The organism is Pseudomonas sp. PS02303, assembly GCF_029959925.1.
Classification (GTDB): Bacteria; Pseudomonadota; Gammaproteobacteria; order Pseudomonadales; family Pseudomonadaceae; genus Aquipseudomonas; species Aquipseudomonas mandelii.
In genome coordinates, this window is sequence record NZ_JASCOM010000028.1 from 1 (window position 1) to 21,405 (window position 21,405).

29 protein-coding genes are annotated in these 21,405 nt (G+C 57.1%); 15 read left to right on the plus strand and 14 right to left on the minus strand.

Annotated elements, in window-relative coordinates:
* Positions 1-174: 174 nt before the first annotated feature.
* Positions 175-438 (minus strand): hypothetical protein, encoded by a 264-nt coding sequence (locus tag QMX98_RS09960; RefSeq protein WP_010462435.1) that lies wholly within the window; start codon positions 436-438, stop codon positions 175-177.
* 409 nt (positions 439-847) lie between these two features.
* On the opposite strand from QMX98_RS09960, the gene QMX98_RS09965 reads away from it, so the two are divergent.
* Positions 848-1,069 carry a DUF6500 family protein gene (locus tag QMX98_RS09965; RefSeq protein ID WP_229801735.1) on the plus strand — a complete coding sequence of 74 codons (222 nt, stop codon included), beginning with the start codon at positions 848-850 and terminating at the stop codon, positions 1,067-1,069.
* Positions 1,070-1,213: 144 nt separating this feature from the next.
* On the opposite strand, the gene QMX98_RS09970 is transcribed toward QMX98_RS09965, so the two are convergent.
* Positions 1,214-1,573, minus strand: a complete 360-nt coding sequence (locus tag QMX98_RS09970; protein WP_077749600.1) for a transcriptional regulator — start codon at positions 1,571-1,573, stop codon at positions 1,214-1,216.
* Positions 1,573-1,875, minus strand: a complete 303-nt coding sequence (locus QMX98_RS09975) for a type II toxin-antitoxin system HigB family toxin (RefSeq protein WP_169856199.1) — start codon at positions 1,873-1,875, stop codon at positions 1,573-1,575. The genes QMX98_RS09970 and QMX98_RS09975 overlap by 1 nt, the downstream gene beginning before the upstream one ends.
* Positions 1,876-2,359: 484 nt before the next feature.
* Here QMX98_RS09975 and QMX98_RS09980 point away from each other — a divergent pair, with 484 nt between their 5' ends.
* Positions 2,360-3,562 (plus strand): integrase family protein, encoded by a 1,203-nt coding sequence (locus tag QMX98_RS09980; RefSeq protein WP_282410665.1) that lies wholly within the window; start codon positions 2,360-2,362, stop codon positions 3,560-3,562.
* 17 nt (positions 3,563-3,579) lie between these two features.
* On the opposite strand, the gene QMX98_RS09985 is transcribed toward QMX98_RS09980, so the two are convergent.
* The 11 genes from QMX98_RS09985 to QMX98_RS10035 form a co-directional block, all read right to left on the minus strand.
* Complete coding sequence (locus tag QMX98_RS09985; RefSeq protein WP_282410666.1) at positions 3,580-4,449, minus strand: hypothetical protein; 870 nt, start codon at positions 4,447-4,449, stop codon at positions 3,580-3,582.
* Between the two features lie 75 nt (positions 4,450-4,524).
* Positions 4,525-4,728: an AlpA family phage regulatory protein gene (locus tag QMX98_RS09990; RefSeq protein ID WP_282410667.1), complete on the minus strand. Its 204-nt coding sequence runs from the start codon at positions 4,726-4,728 to the stop codon at positions 4,525-4,527.
* Positions 4,729-4,732: 4 nt separating this feature from the next.
* Positions 4,733-5,296 (minus strand): hypothetical protein, encoded by a 564-nt coding sequence (locus tag QMX98_RS09995; protein ID WP_282410668.1) that lies wholly within the window; start codon positions 5,294-5,296, stop codon positions 4,733-4,735.
* A gap of 267 nt (positions 5,297-5,563) precedes the next feature.
* Positions 5,564-6,034, minus strand: a complete 471-nt coding sequence (locus QMX98_RS10000) for a hypothetical protein (RefSeq protein ID WP_282410669.1) — start codon at positions 6,032-6,034, stop codon at positions 5,564-5,566.
* A 74-nt stretch (positions 6,035-6,108) separates the two neighbouring features.
* Positions 6,109-6,921 (minus strand): DUF2303 family protein, encoded by an 813-nt coding sequence (locus QMX98_RS10005; protein ID WP_282410670.1) that lies wholly within the window; start codon positions 6,919-6,921, stop codon positions 6,109-6,111.
* A gap of 42 nt (positions 6,922-6,963) precedes the next feature.
* A complete protein-coding gene (locus QMX98_RS10010) occupies positions 6,964-7,314 on the minus strand; it encodes a hypothetical protein (RefSeq protein ID WP_095128723.1) in 351 nt (116 codons plus the stop codon).
* A gap of 59 nt (positions 7,315-7,373) precedes the next feature.
* Positions 7,374-7,613, minus strand: a complete 240-nt coding sequence (locus QMX98_RS10015) for a pyocin activator PrtN family protein (RefSeq protein WP_282410671.1) — start codon at positions 7,611-7,613, stop codon at positions 7,374-7,376.
* Positions 7,610-7,984 (minus strand): hypothetical protein, encoded by a 375-nt coding sequence (locus QMX98_RS10020; protein WP_282410672.1) that lies wholly within the window; start codon positions 7,982-7,984, stop codon positions 7,610-7,612. Before QMX98_RS10020 ends, QMX98_RS10015 begins: the two co-directional genes overlap by 4 nt.
* Positions 7,981-8,262 carry a hypothetical protein gene (locus tag QMX98_RS10025; RefSeq protein ID WP_282410673.1) on the minus strand — a complete coding sequence of 94 codons (282 nt, stop codon included), beginning with the start codon at positions 8,260-8,262 and terminating at the stop codon, positions 7,981-7,983. Before QMX98_RS10025 ends, QMX98_RS10020 begins: the two co-directional genes overlap by 4 nt.
* An 11-nt stretch (positions 8,263-8,273) precedes the next feature.
* The gene (locus tag QMX98_RS10030) at positions 8,274-8,846 is read right to left on the minus strand and encodes a deoxynucleotide monophosphate kinase (RefSeq protein ID WP_282410674.1); all 573 of its coding nucleotides are present in this window, start codon (positions 8,844-8,846) and stop codon (positions 8,274-8,276) included.
* Positions 8,847-9,184: 338 nt separating this feature from the next.
* The gene (locus tag QMX98_RS10035) at positions 9,185-9,928 is read right to left on the minus strand and encodes a helix-turn-helix transcriptional regulator (RefSeq protein ID WP_282410675.1); all 744 of its coding nucleotides are present in this window, start codon (positions 9,926-9,928) and stop codon (positions 9,185-9,187) included.
* A gap of 99 nt (positions 9,929-10,027) precedes the next feature.
* On the opposite strand from QMX98_RS10035, the gene QMX98_RS10040 reads away from it, so the two are divergent.
* From QMX98_RS10040 to QMX98_RS10100, 13 genes are all read left to right on the plus strand, one after another.
* Positions 10,028-10,255, plus strand: a complete 228-nt coding sequence (locus QMX98_RS10040; protein WP_282410676.1) for a YdaS family helix-turn-helix protein — start codon at positions 10,028-10,030, stop codon at positions 10,253-10,255.
* Between the two features lie 322 nt (positions 10,256-10,577).
* The gene (locus QMX98_RS10045; RefSeq protein ID WP_095128716.1) at positions 10,578-11,066 is read left to right on the plus strand and encodes a phage regulatory CII family protein; all 489 of its coding nucleotides are present in this window, start codon (positions 10,578-10,580) and stop codon (positions 11,064-11,066) included.
* Positions 11,059-11,265, plus strand: coding sequence for a TraR/DksA C4-type zinc finger protein (locus QMX98_RS10050; protein ID WP_282410677.1), 207 nt, complete (start codon positions 11,059-11,061; stop codon positions 11,263-11,265). Before QMX98_RS10045 ends, QMX98_RS10050 begins: the two co-directional genes overlap by 8 nt.
* Positions 11,262-13,961, plus strand: a complete 2,700-nt coding sequence (locus QMX98_RS10055; RefSeq protein WP_282410678.1) for a DUF5906 domain-containing protein — start codon at positions 11,262-11,264, stop codon at positions 13,959-13,961. The genes QMX98_RS10050 and QMX98_RS10055 overlap by 4 nt, the downstream gene beginning before the upstream one ends.
* Entirely contained in the window at positions 13,958-14,293 is a 336-nt protein-coding gene (locus QMX98_RS10060; protein WP_282410679.1) for a hypothetical protein, read from the plus strand. Before QMX98_RS10055 ends, QMX98_RS10060 begins: the two co-directional genes overlap by 4 nt.
* Entirely contained in the window at positions 14,290-14,769 is a 480-nt protein-coding gene (locus QMX98_RS10065; RefSeq protein ID WP_282410680.1) for a hypothetical protein, read from the plus strand. Before QMX98_RS10060 ends, QMX98_RS10065 begins: the two co-directional genes overlap by 4 nt.
* A 268-nt stretch (positions 14,770-15,037) precedes the next feature.
* The gene (locus tag QMX98_RS10070) at positions 15,038-15,382 is read left to right on the plus strand and encodes a phage holin family protein (RefSeq protein ID WP_095128712.1); all 345 of its coding nucleotides are present in this window, start codon (positions 15,038-15,040) and stop codon (positions 15,380-15,382) included.
* Positions 15,383-15,549: 167 nt separating this feature from the next.
* A complete protein-coding gene (locus QMX98_RS10075) occupies positions 15,550-16,152 on the plus strand; it encodes a terminase small subunit (RefSeq protein ID WP_282410681.1) in 603 nt (200 codons plus the stop codon).
* Positions 16,153-16,156: 4 nt separating this feature from the next.
* Positions 16,157-18,178, plus strand: a complete 2,022-nt coding sequence (locus QMX98_RS10080) for a phage terminase large subunit family protein (protein ID WP_282410682.1) — start codon at positions 16,157-16,159, stop codon at positions 18,176-18,178.
* A gap of 1 nt (position 18,179) precedes the next feature.
* Positions 18,180-18,386 carry a hypothetical protein gene (locus QMX98_RS10085; RefSeq protein WP_282410683.1) on the plus strand — a complete coding sequence of 69 codons (207 nt, stop codon included), beginning with the start codon at positions 18,180-18,182 and terminating at the stop codon, positions 18,384-18,386.
* Positions 18,386-19,867, plus strand: a complete 1,482-nt coding sequence (locus QMX98_RS10090) for a phage portal protein (RefSeq protein WP_282410684.1) — start codon at positions 18,386-18,388, stop codon at positions 19,865-19,867. Before QMX98_RS10085 ends, QMX98_RS10090 begins: the two co-directional genes overlap by 1 nt.
* Entirely contained in the window at positions 19,864-21,024 is a 1,161-nt protein-coding gene (locus tag QMX98_RS10095) for a head maturation protease, ClpP-related (protein ID WP_282410685.1), read from the plus strand. The genes QMX98_RS10090 and QMX98_RS10095 overlap by 4 nt, the downstream gene beginning before the upstream one ends.
* Positions 21,021-21,365 (plus strand): head decoration protein, encoded by a 345-nt coding sequence (locus tag QMX98_RS10100; RefSeq protein ID WP_282410686.1) that lies wholly within the window; start codon positions 21,021-21,023, stop codon positions 21,363-21,365. Before QMX98_RS10095 ends, QMX98_RS10100 begins: the two co-directional genes overlap by 4 nt.
* Positions 21,366-21,405: the final 40 nt, after the last annotated feature.

Here is a 21,405-nt window from a genome sequence, read left to right on the forward strand (position 1 = left end):
GCTTGCTCCCGTCGGACTGCGCAGCAGTCCCTTTTTGGGGGCCGCTTCGCGACCCGGCGGGAGCAAGCTCCCTCGCCACAGTGATAGAGCGCTCGTGCGATCTCTTGGTGACCAATGACAGCCGGTCATGACTCGCAAAGGGCGCCTCGATAGGCGCCCGCTCCAACGTCAGAACTATTCCGCATCCATACGTCGAGCGATCACGTCCAGCACATCGCAACCGTCGCGCAAGGGCACGCAGCACAGCAACGCAAAGTCGCTGAGGATCACCGCGTCAGACGTGATGTCGCCTCGCATCGCGAGGTTTTCAAGAAGCTGCGTCACGGCTCGGATTCTGTAACTGGCGGTGCTGAGCAGTGAATGCAGCGGTTGGGTGGTGTTGACGTAGAGCGAGGGAAGGTCGTCGGCGTTGCTGGTTAAAGCCATATATTCGTTCATGAGTGATTACCGTTAGTAGGTGAAACACCTACCACTCGATCGTCGCCAAACAATAGGGTGGCAGCTGTACGCAGGTTGGCGAACCGGACAACGGTGAAACCGGCAGACCCGAAGGTCTCCCACGCACAGCTACCAAAAAAAGCGCAGCAAAGTGCAGTCAGAAAAAACTCCGATAAGCTCGGAGTGAATCTGAATCGTTGTCATCGAGTCGCCAAACCCGATACGTCTTTTGGACGCGCTCGGACTATAGGCCTCGTGACAAAAACACTGCAATGCGCAAGTCTACGGACAATTCCCACCGTCGTGTAGGACCTTGCCTTTTTGAAAGTCGGCTTCGCTCGAAGCCCCGGCAGATGGGCAATCGGTACTGAATTTGGCCGCTACCGAGACCATTAATGGATTGAGAGAAATGATGCGAGAAAGCTTGAGGCAAAAGATGATCGAGGTCTGCAACAAGAAAATGGAGCAGAAGGGGCCGACTGTCGGACTCTCGTTCTACGCTTTCTTTGCAAACAAAAATGATGATCCCGTGCTTTTAATGGAAGCCGCCCAATGGTGGATCGCTGAGCACAAACTCGACCATTTTGAAAAGGCCGCAAAAATAAAGCAGATGGTAGAGCGGAAAGACTAGGAGCACTGGCGCAGTCTGTCCCGTCCTGGCAATGATTTACGCCTGTACGCAGATTTCTGCCACATCCTCAGCAGGAAAAATCACCTGAATCCCACCCAGAAAAAAACCGGCTATCAAGGACCGGTTTTTTGTCAGGGCTGCACGTCAGGCAACACCCGCAAGCAAACTTTCGTAAGGTATCCGCAACCCGTCGTGTAGACGTTTGATCATCGACAAGCTCAGTTTGCGCTTGCGGTTCAGCACTTCGGATACGCGCCCGCTCGTCCCAATGAAGGGTTCCAGGTCGCGAGGGGTCAGCCCTTGCTGTTCCATACGAAATTTAATGGCCTCAATCGGATCGGAGGGCGGCATTGGGTAATGCTCGTCTTCGTACTTTTCGATGAGCAGCGCCAGAATTTCCAGCTCATCACCTTCAGGCGAACCAATGTCTGCCCCCCACAGTTGCTCTATACGAGTAAATGCAGCGGTCAGATCTTCCTGGCTGCGAATCGGTTTAATGTCCATTACACGGTCTCCGCGTTGATCTGATCATATTGGGCGTGGGTGCCGACGAATCGTATGAAACCAAGCTGTCGCAGATAGTCGATTGCCAGAATCACTCGATATTTGTTGCCGCCGATGTTGAATACAACCCTGCCGCCCTTGAGGATGCTCGCCGTTCTCAGCTCCGCCTTGACCTCTTGTGGCGTGCGATAAATGGCTTTTTCCATATGTCGATACCATTCAACAAGCGGTGTTTCGGCGTCAGTGTAAGCCGGACTGCTTTCCCAGAATTCCCGCAAGGTCCCTTTTGCAATCACACGCACCGCACATCCTCCCGTTTTGGGAGATAGTAGTCTTCGCTCAAGAGAGATGCAACGTCACTGTGCCATGCCGCAATGGTTCGCAAGGGGTTTGAAACCGACTTGCAATGATGAAATCTGTTAATGAGGCAAGAAAAACGCTAACAAAACATCACTTTTGCGCGAAAACGCTAAATTCCGCCTTGAAACACAAAACCCCAGACACAAAAAAACCGGCCATCAAGGCCGGTTTTGTCATTACCTGCATCCCCCGTCAAAAAACAACGTGAGACAAAAATTCGATTGGAGCGGGTGAAGGGAATCGAACCCTCGTTATCAGCTTGGGAAGCTGAATAGCGTGGAATATCAGTAAATTTTTATCCGTCTCTTATAGTGATAAAAATCGTTATAAATCAGTGTGTTAAAACCACATTTCTCGTCTCACTGCGTATCAGGTAATCTGCTGTTAATTCCGGCTAACAGACACCTCTAACAGACACCTTACCTGATGCTAACAGACAAACAAATACGATCAATGAAACCCGGCGAGACCGACTACACACGATCCGATCAGCGAGGTTCTCGCGGCAGCGGTGTGCTGGTGGTCAAGGTTAAAACCACCGGCGTCAAAGAGCTTTATTATGTTCGCTATATCCAGCAGAAGATCCGCCGCAAAAAGCTAGGCAATTGGCCGGACATGACATTGTCCGACGCGCGGCTCCTTTGCAGTGAGGCCGGCGAAACCGATGCGTCTGGTGGTTCACTCTCGCTGCTCCTCGATTCCTACGTTTCAAAACTCAAGGCCGAAGGCGCGGCATCGCACGATGACGTGAAGTGGTCATTCAAGAAATACGTCACTGAGCCGCATCCAGAGATTGCGAAGCTGCCGGCCACCCTGATCGAGCCTGGCCACATCAAGGACATTCTGTCGAAGATGATCCAGGCCGGTGTGACCACGTTTACGAACCGTGTTAGAGCCCGGCTGCATGCGGCGTTTCAGCACGGGCTTAACCAAGAAAACAACCCTCGGGAGTATCTGAAAGACGGGATTCAGTTCGGGTTGAAACATAACCCCGTGACGGGCGTCCCTGTTCAGAAAGACTGGGAGAAACCTGGTGAGCGTGCTCTATCCGCCAAGGAGCTGGGTACGTTGTGGAACCTGCTGCCGGAAGAACTCAGTATCGTGACGTCTGAGCTGATCAAGTTCCTTATCGCTACGGGTGGCCAGCGGCCTACCCAGTTACTGAACTCGGATCGGAGCATGTATCACAAGGACCATGTCTTGATCCGGGATGCGAAGGGCAAGGCGGGGGAGCGGACTGCGCACGCCGTGCCGCTTAACGAGCTGGCGTTGGGATGTCTGGAGCGATTGTCGATGATAACCGCCAAAGATCCATACCCGTTCTCCGGCAAGGATCTCACCGAATCAATACATACCAATTCGTTGTCGCGCGCGGTCACCAAGCTTTACTCAAGGCATAAGGAAGAGTTCGCCGGTCCTTTCACGCTGAGGGATATTCGGAGGACGTGCAAAACCTTGATGGGTGTGGCGGGGATCAGCAAAGAAATCCGGGACCGGATCCAGGGGCATGCGTTTTCTGATGTGTCGTCCAAGCACTATGATCGCTATGACTATTTCAAGGAAAAGCAGGCAGCTCTAGAAGTTTGGGCTGCCTGGCTCGAACATGAGGCGAAGATCATACAGGAATAATACAGGGTATTTCTTCGCTACTGTTTAGTAGGAGTGAGCAGGCGGGCAAGGGCGTTGGTGATTTCAGCCTCGTCCTTAAGAGCCTGTGCTAAGCGGTCGGATAGTTCGCCTAGTACTACTCGTACGCTGGACGCCAAGCCTAAGCATTGCTCGTCAGTTAGATTATGAATGCCTTCACTTAAGGCTTTATATAAAAGCTTAAGTGGGCTGTGTCCATTAATTAGCAAGCTTTCTGGCATTGCATCTTTTGCCATGTCCAGCGCTTTTGTGAACTGACCCTCCACCATCGCGGCATTTAGGATCGTCAGCTTTTCTTTGGGAGCGCCAATTTTTTCGGACACCTTAACAATTTCTTTGAAAATCCTGATTTTTTGTTGTTCGACTACTCGCCTGTAGTAAACAAACGCGCCTACTCCTAAGCCTTGGTTTTCACAACGTCTGCCTTTTAAGAAAGTATCCCTATCAGGTCCGATTAACTTGAGTAGCCTCGCGGGAATGGGAGGGCCAAATACGGGGTTTTCCCCAAACTTGATCATTGGCCCATTGAATCCCCCATCTTCTCTATATGCCCTAATTGAAAAAATTTTAGTATGGTTTTGGCAGTTAGAGCACAGATAGGTAAGAAAGCAATTAATTGGTTTTCCACCTTCGGTCAACGTATATTGGCCATCCATACAGCGATGGAATCTGACGCCATTGCAGGACTCTTCTGAACAATGAATCTGAATTTCAGGAGTCTTTAAGTACCTACGCTGGTTCGCGCCATTCCATTTCAGCTCAGTTAAGTCTGTTATTTGCACCGGCTGGTTCGGCGGGGAGCTTTCCAAGAATTCAGCAAAAGTTTGTGATACGGGTTCGGGATGCTCGTCTGCAATATTGCTTGTCATGAATATGTCTGGCCACGAAAAAAAGCGAAAGCCATATTTAGCGCCTTCGCATTGCTTTGTCCAATTTCGCTGGATTTAAGCTGCGAATTTCACTTGCCAAAGCGCGGGGTCTGCTTGCCAGGATGCGATTTCTGATGCTCTCCAGCCAACCCTTCCTGGTGAAATACGAACCTGAGCAGGAAACCTTTTTGCTTTCACTTCGCGCCATAGCGTGGCGTGTGAGAGTGAAGTTACGGACAGTACCTCGGCTTCCTTTAAATATCGATCAAGGGTACTCATGAGGTCACCACCATCTTATTGGGAGGTTGGTGTGTTGGTCACTGGCGCGCTCAAGATTCCAAAAAAATATCGCCTCCTTGGTCCACCCTCCGGTGACTTGTTCGTTACACACTTCGCAGCGGACGACTGAGTTTTGAGCGCTTAGATCAGTGTGGCCTTTGCTGCACGGCAGTAAATCCCACTTGCCGGTGAGGTTGCCTGTTTCCGCGCGGGTTAGATAAATTCGCGCATCTGGTTTTTCGCTGTTTATCAATACTTCTTCACCATCCTCATCCTCGTCAACGGCGTCCGCTGAAACAACGAAGGTTTTCTCGAGCAGGTCAGCGTAATTTCTGAGCAGCGCGATATTGGATTTTGCTTGGGAGGCGTTTGGATGATGTAGAGGGCTTCGCCCATCAACTATGCGCTTTTGTATAAGGTCGTGAAGGTCGATGTAAAATATGGGCTCGAGATCACGATGATTTTCAAATGCTTTTTGTGTAAGCCACGCAGGCGGTACTGAGACGGCGATGAAAGCTCCCTTATTTGGGAAAATTCCGTCAGCAAGTTGGAAACTTGGAGTTTTCATTGGTGTTGCTCTCCTGCGCGCCGTGCGACGCCTTCGGCCTGACGCTGTTTGCTGCATTTTTGGTGGTTTCCATGTGCCCGCGACTTGTTGCATTTGTCGCAAATGGTATTCAGGTCGAGAGGTGGCATCTGGCCGCGACGTAATCGAACAGTTCGGCGAAGGGCTGTCATGGCTCCACCTGCTTGAACTCGACGGCCCAAACAAATGGGTTCTTGTCTGTAAGGTTGGCCCGCACCATCGGCGCGCTGAATAGAATCGGGCGCTCTTTCATGCAGGCACGCCTTGCTGAAGGGCGTTGCTGATGCGATCGGCCAGCTCGAGGACTTTTTGGGCCTGCGTTTCAGCCTTCAGTTTGATCGGCTCGGTTCCCGGCATCGCGTGCCAGGTCTGTTTTGCTAGCAAAAGCATCACATGGACTTGCATCAGAAGTTGATGGTCGGCCTTTCCGAAGATTGGGGCGTCTGGGTCCTGCATTAGGGTTCGGGTCGAGAGATAGGCATCTTTCAGGTTTTTGATTTCCTGTCGACGGCGGGCCTTTGTGTCCTTCCGATCTCGAATGAGTTTGGCTATGTGGGAGCTCAGTTCAGCAATATGCTCACGCCTTAAATTGAGCTCGGCGGTATGGATCGCGGCCATCCTTGCAAAGGTCCGCACGATTGCTCGGCGGATGAAGTAGGCCATCAGCAATAGGCCGATGATTGAGCAGGCTGCAATGATAATCAGGTGTTGGGTTTGCATGTGCTGTGAACCTCAGTAGAGCCCGCCGCCGGGATGCTTGGTGAGAGGCCGGCGACGGGTTGTTGCAGTGGTGGTTAGCCCAGGTTGAAACTGCCGATGGTCAAGTTCGCGCCGCCTCCGACTTCTTGTTGCACGACGTCCTTGAACTCTTGCGCCAAGTCTTCGCGCAGTTGTTCCTCGCCAATCCAGCGCAGGCGCAGCATGGGCTTGTCACCGCCGGTGAGAACGGCTACACGCAGGCGGATGATCTGGACCTTCAGCCCTTCATATGGCTCGACGGTGAACAGGAATTCAGCAGGCAAACCTTCCGAGGACTTGGCCTCAATCTGGTCCATCGCTGAACGAGATGCGCTCATGTCGCCGACGATATGTTCGCTTTTGCGTGCTTGCTCGATGCTGATGGAGCGGATGGCGCTCGCGGCTTTGCGCAAATCGATGGGACTGTCATCGGCTGCGAGGGCTTGGAGATTCGATGCCCAATCCTCGATCCAGTCGCTGAGGTCTTTCTGCGCGAACTGAATGGAGGCTGCCCGCTCCAGCGCCCGAAAGGCAGCGGTTTTTCTCAAGTTGAGGGTCGCGGTGAAGTCGCCATGCCCCGGTGCCTTGGTGTCGCCCAGGTTGAAAATCACGGTGCACGCCATTGCTTCCGCGTCGACAAAACCAGATGCGACAATCTCGGCACTTTGCGTCATCACGTAATTGCCGAAGTCCAGCAACGAGTGAGTGGTAAGCGTGCCGCGGAAACGGCTGCGAGCGGCTTGGAACTTCTCGATGCTGTGGATCTTCTGGTCAGACGGCAATACCAGCGCCGGGGTGAACGTGCTCAGCGGCTTGGCATAGGCCAGAACGGCGGTGTCTTGAATCAACTGAATTGCTTTGGCTTCCATTGGATTAATGTCCTTTTGGTGAGAGGTATGGAGTAGAGCGCTTTAGGACTTCGCGTGAATCGGCGCGTCGTCTCGGTTGAACAGCTGGCCAGCGCGGGGAGCTTCGGCGAACAAGGTCAGGCATCCGCCCTCATTGACGTGCATCGGTGTGTCGAGGGTGGTGTCTTCGCTGCGGCTGCCGCGTTTGGTTGGCACCTTGTAAGCGAGCTTGTGGTTGACGGTGACCTGGTGGCTGTTGGCAATCTGCTTCAGGGTGAAGGTCAGCGTGACTGAGCCAACCTTGCCGTTATCCACCACGCCCGACGCCACTTCGGAAAGGGCGTGGCCGATCTGGTTGGCGAAGACGCCTGCGTTGAGTTCGCCGATGAATTCGGCTGTGTCTGTAGGTTTCATGTGCTGTGCCTCATTGAGTGCTAGTTGTTTGCATCTGAACGACAGGGGCCACCGTTGAATCAGGCGGCCTCTCTCTTCGATTGCGAGTCGAGGTAGTCGGCTAGGTCGTGCAGGTAGACTCCCGGTCGGCCCTGCCGACCTCCCAGGCGAGTAACCTTTAGTGCAATCTGGCCTGCATTTATCTTCCGTAGTAGGTAGCGGTCGCTTGAGATGTGAGAGAAGTAACGCTCTCGGACTGCGGCCAAGGTGGGGCACGGTGTTGCAAACTCTTCGCGTAGGTGGTCAAGGGTGTCGCTCACGCCACTTCCTCCCCGAGCCCCTCCGTTGGGGGCAGCAACTTGAGGCGGATCAGTTCGGCGAGACCTTCTTTGCTTTTGCCCTTTGCAGCGGCGCAGACATTCCCCGCTTTGTCCGCGACAACAGCGCCGTATGGGTATTCGGGGCATTTGGTGGGGGTGACATAGGCGATCTGCCCTTCGCCTATGACGGCATCCACGCAGCGAAAGACTTCTGCCAGTTCCGCGCTCACTGGTGGAAGTCCCTCCAGCAACGCGACAGCCTCAGCCGACGCACCAATCAAGGTGGCGCGGCTGATGACGGTTGGGTAATTGAGGTGCATTGGGACCAGCTTCAAGGCGCCAATGGCTGATGTAATAGCGTTCTGATTCATGCTGCGGCGTCCTTGTGCTTGGTGGTGATCTCAATGCCGAGTTGCTTTGCCAGCCAGGCAATGCCCGCTTCCTTGACCATCACGACAGCGTAATGACTGAAGGTGTTGATGTTCGGATTCCAGCGGCTACGGGAGTCGACAAACAAATAACCCTGGTCGCGGTGCTGGCTCGCCAGTTCGCCGGCTTGGGTCAGGATGCCGAGTTCACGCAGTTGCTTGCGGAAGGTTCGAGGTTTAAGGCCGAGCAAGGCTGCCGTTGCGTCCAGGGTGCGATTCATGACGTTCGACCTCAGGCTGCGGCGCTATTTGCGCGTGCGCACAGCGCTCCGAAGATCTCATCCAGTTGCCCGGTAAGGTCTTCTATAGCGCCGTCGTTGTGCAGGACCAGATCGTTGTCCTGAATGCCGATACCGGTTTCGCTGATATGCGGGTTGACCTCGGCGGCGTCTGCTCGGAAGAGGTGGACCACTATCCCGCCCCGCTTGCGCACGAAGTCAGCTTCATTCTCGAAACGCAGGTCGCTGATCACGAATCCGCGGGCGTTGTCGTTGGTCTGGCCCAGAAACTCGAGGTTCTGTTCGGCCAACAACAGCCAGAGTTCCGGGTGCACCTGGTGGCGACCCCAATCGGTGCCCATGGATTGCATAAGCTCACGAGGCGAGCGGCCAAGCCAGTCGATCGTCAGCTCTTTGCGTTCATCGTCAAAGTCGCATGGGCTCAGATTGAAGATGTGCATCAGGCCATCGCGAAGCGGGTCAGCAAATGCGTAAGCCACGAGCCCATGGGTATTCGCCAGGTGATTGGCGGCGGTGGTCTTGCCTGTTCTGGCGCGGCCCGCGAGGCCGATAAGAAGTTGGCTCATGCGGCGTCACCTCCCCAAGGCCTGAAGTCGTCAGAGGCAACAGGGCGAGTAGGGCTGACAGCCATTGCGCGGCTGTTGGGATTGGTGATGACCAACAGGCCAGTGTTCCGCTGGATAGCTTCAACGGCTGTTGGACTGGTGCAGGCTGCAGGGTGTAGATACACCTGGCAGCGGGTGGTGCTCTGCTGTGTGGTTTGCATAGCTCGTACTCTTGGTGAGAGGTAGATACGAGTGCAAAATTAGCAACAGCTAAATAAACATGCAATAGCAGATGCTAATTTAGTTTTGCGATGAGCAAAAAAAACCCGCACATGGCGGGTTCTTCGATGTAGGAGGGGCTACAGCAACACGGAATACCAGAAGACTTTGCCGATTACGATGATCTCGTTTTTGACGAGCTCGGTCGCGCTGTACTCTTCGTCGGGATGCTCTTCACGATTGTAGCTGCGCATTCGTAAGCCCCCACCAGGTAAGCGGTAGAGCGTCTTCACTCGTAGCTGACCGCCGTGATTCAGCGCGTACATTTTTCCATCTGTGATGGTTGTACAGCCCTGATCAACACCGACGGTGCTGCCGTGAGGCAGTACAGGTTCCATGCTGTTGCCGTTAACTGTTACGCATACGGCCTCATTCGCTTGAACGTTTTGCCGCCTGAGCGTCATCTTTCCAAATCGAAGTTTTTGTTTGTGCGACTGGTGAACCGCAGTCCGGCCGCTTCCCGCGGACAATTCAACTTCCTTAAGGAAAGGCACGTAAACCTCGTCATCATCCAAGGGGGTATCGTCGTCCCAGACGTCGATTGGGCCGAGGTATTCGGCGTTGCTATCGACGGACAGATTCTCCGAAGGTGGCGTTCCAGTTGTTGAGTTGCGCATCGAGGTAAACGGCGCTGTGAGGGTTCCCTCAGCGAGGCCGATTTTTGCTTCAAGATTCGCCGCCGCTTTTTCGCCAAGCGATCTATGCCCGTTGAGAAGCTGGGAGAGATATGAGGCGTCGAGGTTGTAATGCTCAGCGAACTCTTTCTGGGATCTTTCACCCATCAAGTCGCGCAAAACTTGAATTCGCATTTTCTTTATATCCATTCGCCAATCATCGCTTTCCGTTAGCAAACAGTAAATTACGTTTTGCTATTGCTCAATGCATTAGCAATTGCTAATCTCGGCGCTCAGAAGGAGGTGCTTATGACCTTGCACGAGTATTTAAAAAGTCTTGATAGGGCGTCGCTGGATGCATTTGCGAGCCGGTGCGGTACGTCAGTAGGCCAGTTGAAGCAGGTCTCTTACGGTAATCGTCGGGCCAGCGCTGCTTTAGCGGTAGGCATCGAGCGAGAGTCAGCGGGTTCAGTCACTTGCGAACAGCTTCGCGCAGATATCGACTGGGCTTATTTGCGCGGCTCCAAAGGAGCTTAAAGGGTGCTGAGCTGGGGCCTCTCACCATAAGAATCCCCCGGCCCAGCGGTGGCGATACGCAGCACATACCATACCGCCACATGAAACACCGGCCTGAACCTCTCACCAAAGAAACTCCAGGCCGGAAGTAACGAGCTACACAAGGAACATGCAAGTCGCTACACAGCGCGTCGGCTCAGGACCTCTCACCATAAGAATCCCCTGGGCCGACTGGAACGATGAACCGTGCTGCACAGCACGATTCGCACAGCACATCGGTCGTGGTCGTAGAATAGAGCGTGTTTGACTCTACGGCCACACCGTAAACAGGGGATTTACGGTTATGAGTCGCACAGATCTTTTGCCGGACGCTGGTCCGGTCCTTTCTCTGCGTCATGCGCTTTACCGCGCCGGGCGTGATTATCGGGGCGGCATCACAGCCCTGGCTTTCGACATGGTCATGGATAACGACGCGCTTCAGAAGAAACTGAAACTCGACGAAGAGCGCCGCTGGCTGACGCCGGACGAGCTGGAAGAAGTTGTCCGGCTGACGGCCAATCCATTGCTGTTGGATGCGCTGATGCGCCCTGCCGGGGTGGTTTGGTACAAGCCAGTGCCGGTACCCGCAACCTCGGAAGCGCTCAAAGCGGTTGGTAATGTTTTGGGTGAGACCGCAGAGTTCGTATCGAGCATGCATGAAGCTGCCAAGGACAACGTCTGGGAGCTTCATGAGGTCCTCGCGCTGGAGAAGCACGGAGCTGATGTGATCCGTGCGGTACTAGGCATCATGGCTGGTGCCCGGGAAGCGATGGAGGGTCAGGACAATGGCTGACGATATCGATCGCGCCAACGACCAGGCGCAATACCTGCTTGATGTAGCACTTCACCGCAGTCGCCGTGTGCCTTCGACTCGTGTCAGCGCTCAATTTTGCGAGGACTGTGACGATCCTATCCCGTCGCTTCGACAGCAGAAGATTGAAGGTTGCGAAACCTGCGTCCCCTGTCAGGAGTTGCGGGAGGCTCGGCGATGAGTGAACTGGCAAAGGGAACAGCCATCGCCACATGGGCAAAGCGTTACATCAATACCTTCGACCTTGCCTTGGTATCCATCGAGCCAGGTGAAAAGGCTCCAAAGGGCATGGGTTGGAACAAGCCCGGCGGTTACATCACTGATGCCGCCACGGCTGAAGCATTCTGGCAGCGAAACCCCAACCATAACCTCGGCGTCGTGCTTGGGCCGAGTCGCGTCTGTTCGTTGGACGTCGACGATGTTCAGTGGACGCGCCATGTGTTGTATGAGCTGCTGGGTGTCGATCTGGATGCTATGTCGGTGGTTTACCCAACCATTGTCGGTAACCCGCTGCGCTTTCGGGTGTTGTTCAAGTTGCCGGACGGCGTTGAGCTGACCCGGCACTCTCTTTCTTGGCCGAATGAAAATGACCCTGACGGTTCGATTTTCAAAGGCCTGATGGACAAAGCCAAGGCCGCGAAAGAGCAGGGCGATGTTGTTGGGGAAGCCGCAGCACGCGCGGAGGCCGATCCATTCAAGCGCTTCACGGTGTTTGAATTGCGTGCCGGCCTGGTGCAGGACGTATTCCCTCCTTCGATTCATCCGGGTACCGGTAAGCCTTACACCTGGAAAACCCCGCCTAACGTTACAGACGGTTTGCCGACGCTGACCACCGACCTGCTGGCCATCTGGCAAAACTGGGACCTATTCAAGCGCGATGCCGAAGCGGCGTGCCCGTGGGCAATCAAAGCAACAGCGCCGACGGCAAAGGTCGCCAAACGCATAGTGCCCGCTGCGGGTAAGCAGCCATCGGTGATCGATGAATTCAACCGTTGTCACGACGTCGAAGAGCTTCTGCGTGCGCACGGCTACATCAAGCGTGGCAGCAAGTGGCTTTACCCGCAGAGCAGCACCGGCCTGCCGGGGGTGACGATCAGTGACGGCAAAGTCTATTCGCACCACGGCGCAGATCCGCTCGCCAACGGACATCAGAATGATGCCTTCGAGGTTTTCTGTTTGCTCGAGCACGGCGGTGACCAGTCGAAGGCGGTGAAGGACGCTGCGCGTATGTTGGGTATGCAGCGTTCCTCGCGACCTGATCCGAGTGATCTTCCCCCGACCCCATCCGCTGACTCGAGCGTGCCGAGCCCTATTGATGCCGACGTGCCTAGCGAGGCTGCTCCTGCATCTGACGGGGGGGCGGGGGAGGCATTGACGCTTGACCATTTGCTTCGTCGTTTCGCGTTGGTCGAGGGCACCACACACGTGTGGGACTGCGATCAGTCGCGAGTGATGAAAAAGTCCGCGTTCGAAGCGCGGGTTGGCAAGCCGCTGGCCAAAGCATGGCTGGATGACATGGGCAAGCGGTTGATCTCTGATGATCACGTCCGCGACATCGAACAGACCCGGCGTATGGCGGGTAAAAAGGGTGGTGCCATGGGCATGCCACCGACCGATCGCTATGTGTACATCGATGGCACCAAGGACGTGTGGGACCGGGAGAAGAAACGACGCATTGCCGAAGGCGCAGTGAAGATGGCGTTGGGTGACACCTATCCGCTGTGGTTGAACAGCAGCGAGCGGCGCACGGTGGACGTCGAACATATCGTGTTTGACCCGACGATGACCAAGGATCCCGCGGTGTACATCAATACCTTTGATGGTCTGCCGCTGGAACCGGTGCGTGATGACGAAGCCTGCGCCAACCTGCGTTGGCTGATTTCGTTCTTGTGCAACCACGACGAAGCGGCTGCCGGTTGGCTGATTCGCTGGCTGGCATATCCGCTGCAGCACCTGGGGGCCAAGATGGACACCGCCGTACTGATGCACTCGATCATGGAGGGCTCGGGTAAGAGTCTTCTGTTTGCTGATGCGCTCGGCATGCTTTACGGCCAATACGCCGCGACGGTCGGCCAGACGCAGCTGGAGAGCAACTTCAACGCCTGGCAAAGCCGTAAATTGTGGTCAGTGTTCGAAGAGGTCGTCAGCCGCGATCAGCGGTACAACCAGGTAGGCAAGATCAAGCACTTGATCACCGGCAAAACGGTCCGGATGGAATCGAAGTTCATAAATGGCTGGGAAGAAGCCAACCACATGAACGCGGTGTTTCTGAGCAACGAGATTCTCCCGTGGCCCATCAGCGAGAGTGATCGGCGAATGCTGGTGATGTGGCCCATGGAAACCTTGCCAGTCGAGCGGCAAAAGGCGATCGGACGAGAGCTGGAGCAGGGTGGTGTTGCGGCACTGTACGGCTGGTTGTTGTCGATCGATCTGGGCGACTTCAACCAACGGACGCGACCGCCATCGACGGACGCTCGTGAGCGCTTAGTGGCCTTGAGTCGGGCCGGTTGGCAGACATTCCTGCACCTGTGGAAATACAGCGAGCTGGGCCACGGTCTCTGGGGGCCGTGTCTGTCCACCGACCTGTATTCGCTGTTCCTTGAGTGGTGCCAGCGCAATAAAGAACACGTGATGAGTCAGACGAAGTTCTCGCTGTTCATCAACTCAGAGGTGGATAAAACCCGGGCCATTCCCTGGACCGATGGCAACAACCGCCGCTTTGGCGCGTTCTTCTTTCCTGTTGATCCGGATGCTTCCCCACCCCCATCACTGAAGGCGGCCGAGCTGGGCAAGCAGGTGGAACACTGGCGGGCCAAGGCGAAGTTGGCGGGCTGGCATGTAGACAGCTGGGACCACATCAAGGCGGTTGCCGCATGACTATCCCTAAAAGTGTGTTGGGTGTGTCGGGTGTGTGTTGGGTTGGTTTTGGAGACCCCACACAATTTCAGGCCTTGAATTACGCGGGTTTGCGGATGTTGTGCGGGGTGTGTTGGGTTTCGTATCGCGCACGCGCATGCATGACGTTATTTGAATCGAAAGCAAGGGTAAGAATTTTTTCTTATGCGAGAACCAATAAACCCAACAAACCCAACACACTCAACTCAACATTGTTAAAGATATTGATTTTAAAGGGATTTAGTTGTGTTGGGTTTGTGTTTGGTTGTGGTTTTTCTGTGTTGGGTTCGGTTTTTCGGGGGGAGGGGCGATGATTGAGGAAATTGAAGCGTTGATGGTGCACTGGGGCGAACAGCAGCACCGGCTAGGCCTGGGTGGGGGGATGGGCAGTCAGATGGGGGCGATCATGGAGTGGGGTGGTTGCGCGCCACGCGGTACACCAGGTTCGCGAGAGTTGATGGGAGCCACCACCGGCATGGACTACATCGGCAATGAGATCGGAGCTGCTGTTGCTGAGTTGATGCGGGATAAGGTTCGCGGCCAGGGACTGGCTAAATTGGCTGAACTTCGGTACCTGCATGTTCCGGCGAGTCCTGTCAGAGAGCAGATGCGAATTCTGGGTATCGCCGAAGGGGCTGACCGGACTTATCGCAACTGGGTAGAACGTCTTCATTTACGCGTGCTTTCGATTCTAACGGCGCGGGCCGGCACTACCCGGGGCTATGTCCGGGAAGGTGGATCAGTTGAGAAGAACCTCACGCGAGCGTCCCCGCTGCGTCACGCTGTGTAGTCCGGTGATACCGTTCGTCTGGGTGTTTTGTCGAAGTGTGGTCGAAGTGTGGTCGAACTGCGGTCGAACTCGGCCCAACCGTTAAACACTGCTTTTCGGTTTTTCCGAAGGCAGGTACAAAGTCGCCATGATCTGCGATTTGCGCCTGAGTCGCTCCCCGAGCACGTGCTGTGCACTCTGCCCCGGCCCTTACCGGGACATTGAAAACCCTGCCGACCTGGCGGGGTTTTCTTTTTCCAGCGCTCAGCTATTTCTTTTGAGGCACACCATGACTACTGAACAACAAGCATTGGCTGAGATGCCGATCTGGCTCGTGATCGTCCTGGCTCTGGTCGGCGGCGTGAGCGGGGAAATGTGGCGAGCCGATAAGGACGGCGCGCGGGGCTGGGCGTTGTTGCGGCGCCTTGCGCTTCGGTCCGGTGCCTGCATTGTCTGCGGGGTGTCGGCGATGATGCTGATGATCGGCGCGGGCATGACGATCTGGACGGCCGGCAGCTTGGGTTGCCTTACCGCGATGGCCGGCGCTGATGTCGCCATCGGGTTGTACGAACGCTGGGCCGCCAAGCGGCTGGGCGTCTCCGATGTGCCACCTGCCAGTGGCGAACAGGGGTGAGGAACCGCGGCGGGCCGCCGAAAACTGCCGGGGACCCTGGGGTTATTCGGGGGGTACGGGGTCGGAAACCCGCGGGAAACTGTTAGCGGCAGGCCCGCCAGCTTACTGAAATTTCAATCATTGAAATCTTGAAAGGATTCATTGAAATACGTTGAAAAGGAGGACTCATGACAGAACCAACCTACCTGTCAAAGAGCGCCTTCGCGGCCCGACTCGGCAGGTCACCGAGTTACATCACCTGGCTGAAAGACAACAACCGGCTGGTGCTTTCACCCAACGGCAAACAGGTTGATGTGCATGCCACCGAAGCGCTCATTCGCGACACCGCCGACCCCAGTAAGGCCGCCGTTGCCGACCGCCACCAACAGGACCGGATTCAGCGTGACGTTTACAGCCAACTGTCCACTTCGGTAGCACCGACTCCCACGGCTGCGCCGCAGCAACTCATGACCGGTGACAGCCAGCAGCCGGACTTCCAAAAATCCCGCGCCCTGCGCGAGCACAACATGGCCATGCTTGCCGAGATCGAGCGGCTTAAGGCTCAGGGGTCTTTAGTCTCCAAGAAAGCGGTCGAGACTGGCGCATACGACGCCGGTCGACTGCTGCGCGATCAGTTGTTCGGGCCGCTGCCTCAGTTGTCCCACGACCTTGCCACCATGACCGATCCTTGGCTGATCGAAAAACATCTAGCGGCCACGTTTCGTAAAACGCTGGAAGAGGCCGAGCGCCTCTCTTCAGCAGATCTAGAACATGCCCTGACACCGGACTGAACCCATGCACACGGAATTTTCTGACGGTGCAAAGGTGTACCGTGAGAACTATTTCCGTGGACTGCGCCCCGACCCTGACCTCTGGATCGACGAATGGGCCGACGAGTACATGCGGATCCCGCGAGACACCGGCGCCCCTGAGCCAGGCCAGTACCGCACCTCACGGACACCTTATGCTCGTGAGCCTATGCGCTGCTTGTCACCGGCTCACCCCTGCAGGCGCGTGGTTACCATGGTGGCCTCGCAGTTGATGAAAACCCAGATCGCCCTCAACTGGATGGGCGGCCTGATCCACATGGCTCCGTCCAACATACTGGCGCTGCTACCCAGCCTCGGATTGTCCAAGCGGGTCTCCGGTCGGATCAGCAAGACCATCAAGGCCACGCCCGTTCTGCGGGAGCGTGTCGCGGCGACCCGCTCGCGGGATGCGCGCAATACGATGGACACCAAGGAGTTCGAAGGCGGCTCGCTGTACGTCACCACTGCAGGCTCCGCAGCCAACCTGTCGGAGCTGTCGGCGCGCTACATCTACGGCGATGAGGTTGATCGTTGGGAGAACGATGTCGGTCAGGAAGGTGATCCCATCGCCCTGGCGGAGACGCGAGCGACCAACTTCGGCCGCAATGCCAAGATCTACTTCTCCAGCTCGCCGACGATCAAGGGCGCTTCGCGGATCGCCGATCTGTTCGAGTCCAGCGACCAGCGACACTACTACGTGCCATGCCCCACCTGCGGTCATATGCAGGTGTTGGAATGGGAGCGGCTGCACTACAGCAAAGACTTCAGCACCGTGCATTACGAGTGTGCGGCGTCTGAATGCGACGTGCTGATCGAGGAACACCACAAGGGCGATATGCTCGCCCGGGGTGAGTGGCGTGCCCACGGTAAAGGTGATGGCAAGACGGTTGGCTTTCATCTCAATGCCCTGTATTCACCGACCGGTTGGATGACTTGGGGCACGCTCGCTGAGGAATTTGAGGAAGCGAAAAAGGCCCAGTCCAAGGGCGACATGGGGCTGATGCAGGTGTTCTACAACACCCGCCTCGCCAAAGTCTGGGACAGTGCGCAGGAGCAAACGAAGGCCGAAGTGCTGATCGCTCGGGCGCGACTCGAAACTTACACCCTCGGCGCGATGCCGGCCGGCGTGCTGATGTTGACCGGTGCTGTCGACGTCCAGGCCAACCGCCTGGAGCTGATGGTGATGGGCTTCGGCGTCGGCATGGAGCGCTGGGTTGTTGATCACCAGATCATCTGGGGTGACCCAGCGGACGAGCGCACCTGGGCCGTGTTGGACGAGAAACTCAAGGCACGGTACCGGCATCCGTGCGGCGTCGGCTTAGCGATCCTTGCCACCGGCGTCGACTCCGGCGGTCACCACACCGACGAGGTCTACCAGTTCTGCCGCGTTCGGCGCTGGCGAAACGTCTTCGCTATCAAGGGCGCAAGCAAACCGAGTAGACCGGTGATCGCTCAGCGCCCGTCCATGGTCGACGTGACATGGAAAGGCCAGACCGAACGCAACGGCGCCGAGCTGTGGTTCGTCGGTACCGACACCGCCAAAGACTGGATCTACAACCGCTACCCGTTCCCGGATGGGCCGGGGTCACTGCACTTTGCCAACGACCTGCCGGACGAGTTCTTCGCTCAGTGCGTGGCCGAACGCAAGGTCGCCCGCTATGTTCGCGGCCACAAGCGCATCGAGTGGGTCAAGGGCAAGGCCGAACGCAACGAAGCGCTCGACCTGATGGTGTACTGCCTGGCCATGGCGCATTACTTGGGCATCAACCGTTATCAGGAACACGACTGGGAGCGGGTCCGTCAGTCGTTGGCGCAGTCCGGTTTGTTTGACGACGCCACAGGCATCAAGCCCGTTCAGGGCGAGCGTGTCGCCAGTGCAGCACCAACTTCGGTCGCCGTCACCGCGCGACCCGCACCGCAACCTGCTGCACCGGTCGCGACATCGCGACCGGCTGCAGCATCCCCTCAACGCCGCAGCTCTGCCAGCGGCTACCTGAAGAGACGCTGATATGTCCTTTACAAAGAAGCACCTCGACGCGGTTGAGGCGGCCATTGCTCGCGGTGAAAAAGTTGTGCGGTACACCGACCGCACCGTGGAGTACCGCACGGTAGATGAGCTGCTCAAGGCTCGCGAAGAAATACGCTCGTCGCTGGTCAGCGCCGCCGGTCCACGTTCGCGCGTAGTCCGGCTGTACCACGGGGGTAAGGGAGTCTAATGGCCCGCCAGTTTCCGACGTTGACCCGTAACGGATTTGTGCTGCCGTCCAACATCAAGGCCAGTTACGAAGGCGCCGGCGAAGGGCGCCGCTCCACTGGCTGGGATGCTCCCGATAACGGGATCAACAGCATCAACACCCCGGCACTGCGCAACCTGCGGTCGCGCTCCCGGGCAGCGGTTCGCAATGACCCGTATGCCTTCAACGTCATCGACAAGCGCGTTAGCAACTTGATCGGCACAGGCATCACCCCTCGGCCGACGACCGATGATGATGCTCTACGCAAGTTGCTGCAGGAACTGTGGGGTGATTGGGTCGATGAATCGGATGCGGATGATCGTACCGACTTCTACGGCCAGCAGGCCTTGGTGGCGCGCACGGTTGAAACTTCGGGCGAGTGCTTTGTGCGGCTGCGACCGCGCAGCCTGGACGAGGGCTTGGCGGTTCCGCTGCAGCTCCAGATTCTGGCGCCGGAGTTTGTCCCGCACGACAAATACGAGAGTACCAAAACCGGCAACATCATCCGCGCCGGGATTGAGTTCAACCCAGGCGGCAAGCGGGTGGCGTACTGGATGTATCTGTCGCATCCGCGCGATGCGGCGTCGCTGAACGCTGGTTACAACCAGTTGGTCCGCGTGCCGGCCTCCCAGGTGCTGCACATCTTTGAGCCGGTCGAGCCGGGTCAGTTGCGCGGAGTGCCGCGATTGTCGCCGGTGCTCAAGCGTCTGCGCAGCCTGGACAACTATGACGACGCGGTGTTGTTCCGCCAGGAAGTGGCCAACCTGTTTGCCGGCTTTATCAAGCGGCCTACGCCGGAGTCTGGACCTGTTCCCAGAGATCCGGTGACTGGCGCGCCGCTGAGCCTGGATCGCGACGGCTTTACGCCGATGGTCGCGCTGGAGCCCGGCACCATGCAGGAGCTGGGGCCAGGTGAGGAGGTTGAATTCTCCAAGCCGCCGGACGCGGGCAATAACTACCCGGACTTCATGCGGCAACAACTGATGGCCGCAGCAGCGGGATCCGGCACGCCTTACGAGATCCTCACCGGCGACATGCGCGGGATCAACGACCGGGCGCTACGGGTGGTGCTCAACGAGTTTCGGCGCCGCCTGGAACAACTGCAATTCAGCGTTTACGTCCACCAGCTCTGCCGGCCAGTGCGGGCGGCCTGGATGGACATGGCTGTGTTGTCCGGTGTCCTGGTGCTGGGCGATTACGCGCAGAAGCGCCGCGACTACCTGCGTACCCGCTGGGTGCCGCAAGGTTGGGCCTACATCCAGCCAGTACAGGATGTTCAGGCTCGACGGATGGAAGTACAGGCCGGCTTTGCCTCGCGCAGCGAGATGGTCCTGCGCACCGGCTACGACGCTGAAACTGTCGATCAGGAAAACGCCGCCGATCTGGCGCGGGCCACAGCACTGGGCCTCAACTACAACACCCTTGATGCCGTCGAGCCAATCGACGACAAGGAGCAACCATGAGCAAAAAAGCGCGACCGCGCATTTACAACCGCGCTGGCCAGCGCGTGCAGGTTCAGGACAAGACCTGGTACGCCGTGCAGGCCAGCGGCGAGGAAACCGAACGGGTGATCGAAGTCTTCGTCTATGGCGAGATCGGCGCCTGGGGCATCACCGCGAATCAGTTCGTGCAGGACCTGCGCGCCATGGATGACGGCACCTCGGAGGTGATCGCGGCATTCAACAGCATCGGCGGTGATTTGTTTGACGGGCTCGCCATGCACAACGCGCTGTCGCGTCTGGGCGAGCGTTGCACCGGCCGTATCGATGCGTTGGCCGCCAGTGCCGCCAGCGTGGCGGTGTGTGGCGCACACAAGGTCGTGATCGCGGCCAACGCCATGCTGATGATTCACAACCCCTGGACCTATGCGGCCGGCGATGCCGAAGACTTCCGCAAGGTGGCCGACGTCCTCGACCAGACGATGGAAGCGATCATTGCGGCGTACAAGGCCAAGGCGCCGGACATCGATGAGGTCGAACTGCGGCGGCTGGTCTCTGCTGAAACTTGGCTCACCGCCAATGAAGCCGTGGCCCTGGGTCTGGCCGATGAAGTCGGCGACGGGATCAAGGTCAAGGCCTGCCTCGGCCAGGGTGGCGTACTGCAGCGTTACCAGCACGCGCCGGCTGAGTTGCTGGCCCAGCTCGACGAGCCACCCGAAACGGATCCGGATCTGGAGCTGGATCCGGTCGATCCACCATTGGTGCCGCCGGTAGTCGATTCGGCCAAGTTGGCACTGATGATCACCCAGCGCTGCACGGCGGCGGGCATCAGCAACCTGGTCGAGCCGCTGCTCAGCTCGACCCAGCTCGAAAGCGAAGAGATTGTTCTGGCCGGCCTGGCCCGTGCCAAGGCGGTGAATGACCTCTGCGTGGCTGCCCGCTTGCCGGAGTTCAGCGCCGAGTATGTCGCGGCGGGTCTGGATGCTGCAGCGGTTCGAGCGCGTCTGTTCGACAAGATTGTCACCAGCGGCAAGGGCTTTGAAATCGACAACAGCCTGCCGCTGGACAACGACCCAGTACCCAAGGTGCTGGCCAAACAACCTGATCCCACCTCGATCTGGGCCGCGCGACAAACGGCTCAATCTGGAACCGCGCACGGCGCGAAAGGAGCAAGAACATGACCATCAAAAAAGAGCCGATCCACGCAGGTGAATTTCTCCTGTCCGAGGGCGCCGGGAACATTTCGCGGGAATCGATCAACGTTGCAGCAGGCCCGGCGCTGGATCCGGGGCAAGTCCTGGGTCTGGTCACGGCGACGGGCGAATTTGCACCGTACCACCCGACCGCCGAAGACGGCACCCAGACCGCCGTGGCCATTCTCTTCGGCCCGCTGGGAGAGTCGGACGTCGTGCGCCGTGGTCGCGCCGTGGTGCGCCTGGCTGAGATCAGCGAAGCGCATCTGACTGGACTTGATCTTGATGCCGAAAAGGCTCTGGCCGCCCATTTCCTGATCGTTCGTTAAGACCCTCAGTCACTTTTATCCACCCCGCCTTGAGCGGGGT

What these genes read in the sequence shown, in the direction of transcription:
- QMX98_RS10065 (WP_282410680.1), top strand. Translation starts at nt 14,290, where the DNA reads ATGATTGAGGAAATTGAAGCGTTGATGGTGCACTGGGGCGAACAGCAG.
- QMX98_RS10000 (WP_282410669.1), bottom strand. Translation starts at nt 6,034, where the DNA reads ATGCAAACCCAACACCTGATTATCATTGCAGCCTGCTCAATCATCGGC.
- QMX98_RS10070 (WP_095128712.1), top strand. Translation starts at nt 15,038, where the DNA reads ATGACTACTGAACAACAAGCATTGGCTGAGATGCCGATCTGGCTCGTG.
- QMX98_RS09970 (WP_077749600.1), bottom strand. Translation starts at nt 1,573, where the DNA reads ATGGACATTAAACCGATTCGCAGCCAGGAAGATCTGACCGCTGCATTT.
- QMX98_RS09960 (WP_010462435.1), bottom strand. Translation starts at nt 438, where the DNA reads ATGAACGAATATATGGCTTTAACCAGCAACGCCGACGACCTTCCCTCG.
- QMX98_RS10045 (WP_095128716.1), top strand. Translation starts at nt 10,578, where the DNA reads ATGAGTCGCACAGATCTTTTGCCGGACGCTGGTCCGGTCCTTTCTCTG.
- QMX98_RS10050 (WP_282410677.1), top strand. Translation starts at nt 11,059, where the DNA reads ATGGCTGACGATATCGATCGCGCCAACGACCAGGCGCAATACCTGCTT.
- QMX98_RS10080 (WP_282410682.1), top strand. Translation starts at nt 16,157, where the DNA reads ATGCACACGGAATTTTCTGACGGTGCAAAGGTGTACCGTGAGAACTAT.
- QMX98_RS10020 (WP_282410672.1), bottom strand. Translation starts at nt 7,984, where the DNA reads ATGAATCAGAACGCTATTACATCAGCCATTGGCGCCTTGAAGCTGGTC.
- QMX98_RS10075 (WP_282410681.1), top strand. Translation starts at nt 15,550, where the DNA reads ATGACAGAACCAACCTACCTGTCAAAGAGCGCCTTCGCGGCCCGACTC.
- QMX98_RS10095 (WP_282410685.1), top strand. Translation starts at nt 19,864, where the DNA reads ATGAGCAAAAAAGCGCGACCGCGCATTTACAACCGCGCTGGCCAGCGC.
- QMX98_RS10090 (WP_282410684.1), top strand. Translation starts at nt 18,386, where the DNA reads ATGGCCCGCCAGTTTCCGACGTTGACCCGTAACGGATTTGTGCTGCCG.
- QMX98_RS10005 (WP_282410670.1), bottom strand. Translation starts at nt 6,921, where the DNA reads ATGGAAGCCAAAGCAATTCAGTTGATTCAAGACACCGCCGTTCTGGCC.
- QMX98_RS10025 (WP_282410673.1), bottom strand. Translation starts at nt 8,262, where the DNA reads ATGAATCGCACCCTGGACGCAACGGCAGCCTTGCTCGGCCTTAAACCT.
- QMX98_RS09990 (WP_282410667.1), bottom strand. Translation starts at nt 4,728, where the DNA reads ATGAGTACCCTTGATCGATATTTAAAGGAAGCCGAGGTACTGTCCGTA.
- QMX98_RS10040 (WP_282410676.1), top strand. Translation starts at nt 10,028, where the DNA reads ATGACCTTGCACGAGTATTTAAAAAGTCTTGATAGGGCGTCGCTGGAT.
- QMX98_RS10030 (WP_282410674.1), bottom strand. Translation starts at nt 8,846, where the DNA reads ATGAGCCAACTTCTTATCGGCCTCGCGGGCCGCGCCAGAACAGGCAAG.
- QMX98_RS09985 (WP_282410666.1), bottom strand. Translation starts at nt 4,449, where the DNA reads ATGACAAGCAATATTGCAGACGAGCATCCCGAACCCGTATCACAAACT.
- QMX98_RS09995 (WP_282410668.1), bottom strand. Translation starts at nt 5,296, where the DNA reads ATGAAAACTCCAAGTTTCCAACTTGCTGACGGAATTTTCCCAAATAAG.
- QMX98_RS10060 (WP_282410679.1), top strand. Translation starts at nt 13,958, where the DNA reads ATGACTATCCCTAAAAGTGTGTTGGGTGTGTCGGGTGTGTGTTGGGTT.
- QMX98_RS10085 (WP_282410683.1), top strand. Translation starts at nt 18,180, where the DNA reads ATGTCCTTTACAAAGAAGCACCTCGACGCGGTTGAGGCGGCCATTGCT.
- QMX98_RS10100 (WP_282410686.1), top strand. Translation starts at nt 21,021, where the DNA reads ATGACCATCAAAAAAGAGCCGATCCACGCAGGTGAATTTCTCCTGTCC.
- QMX98_RS09980 (WP_282410665.1), top strand. Translation starts at nt 2,360, where the DNA reads ATGCTAACAGACAAACAAATACGATCAATGAAACCCGGCGAGACCGAC.
- QMX98_RS09965 (WP_229801735.1), top strand. Translation starts at nt 848, where the DNA reads ATGATGCGAGAAAGCTTGAGGCAAAAGATGATCGAGGTCTGCAACAAG.
- QMX98_RS10035 (WP_282410675.1), bottom strand. Translation starts at nt 9,928, where the DNA reads ATGGATATAAAGAAAATGCGAATTCAAGTTTTGCGCGACTTGATGGGT.
- QMX98_RS10010 (WP_095128723.1), bottom strand. Translation starts at nt 7,314, where the DNA reads ATGAAACCTACAGACACAGCCGAATTCATCGGCGAACTCAACGCAGGC.
- QMX98_RS10055 (WP_282410678.1), top strand. Translation starts at nt 11,262, where the DNA reads ATGAGTGAACTGGCAAAGGGAACAGCCATCGCCACATGGGCAAAGCGT.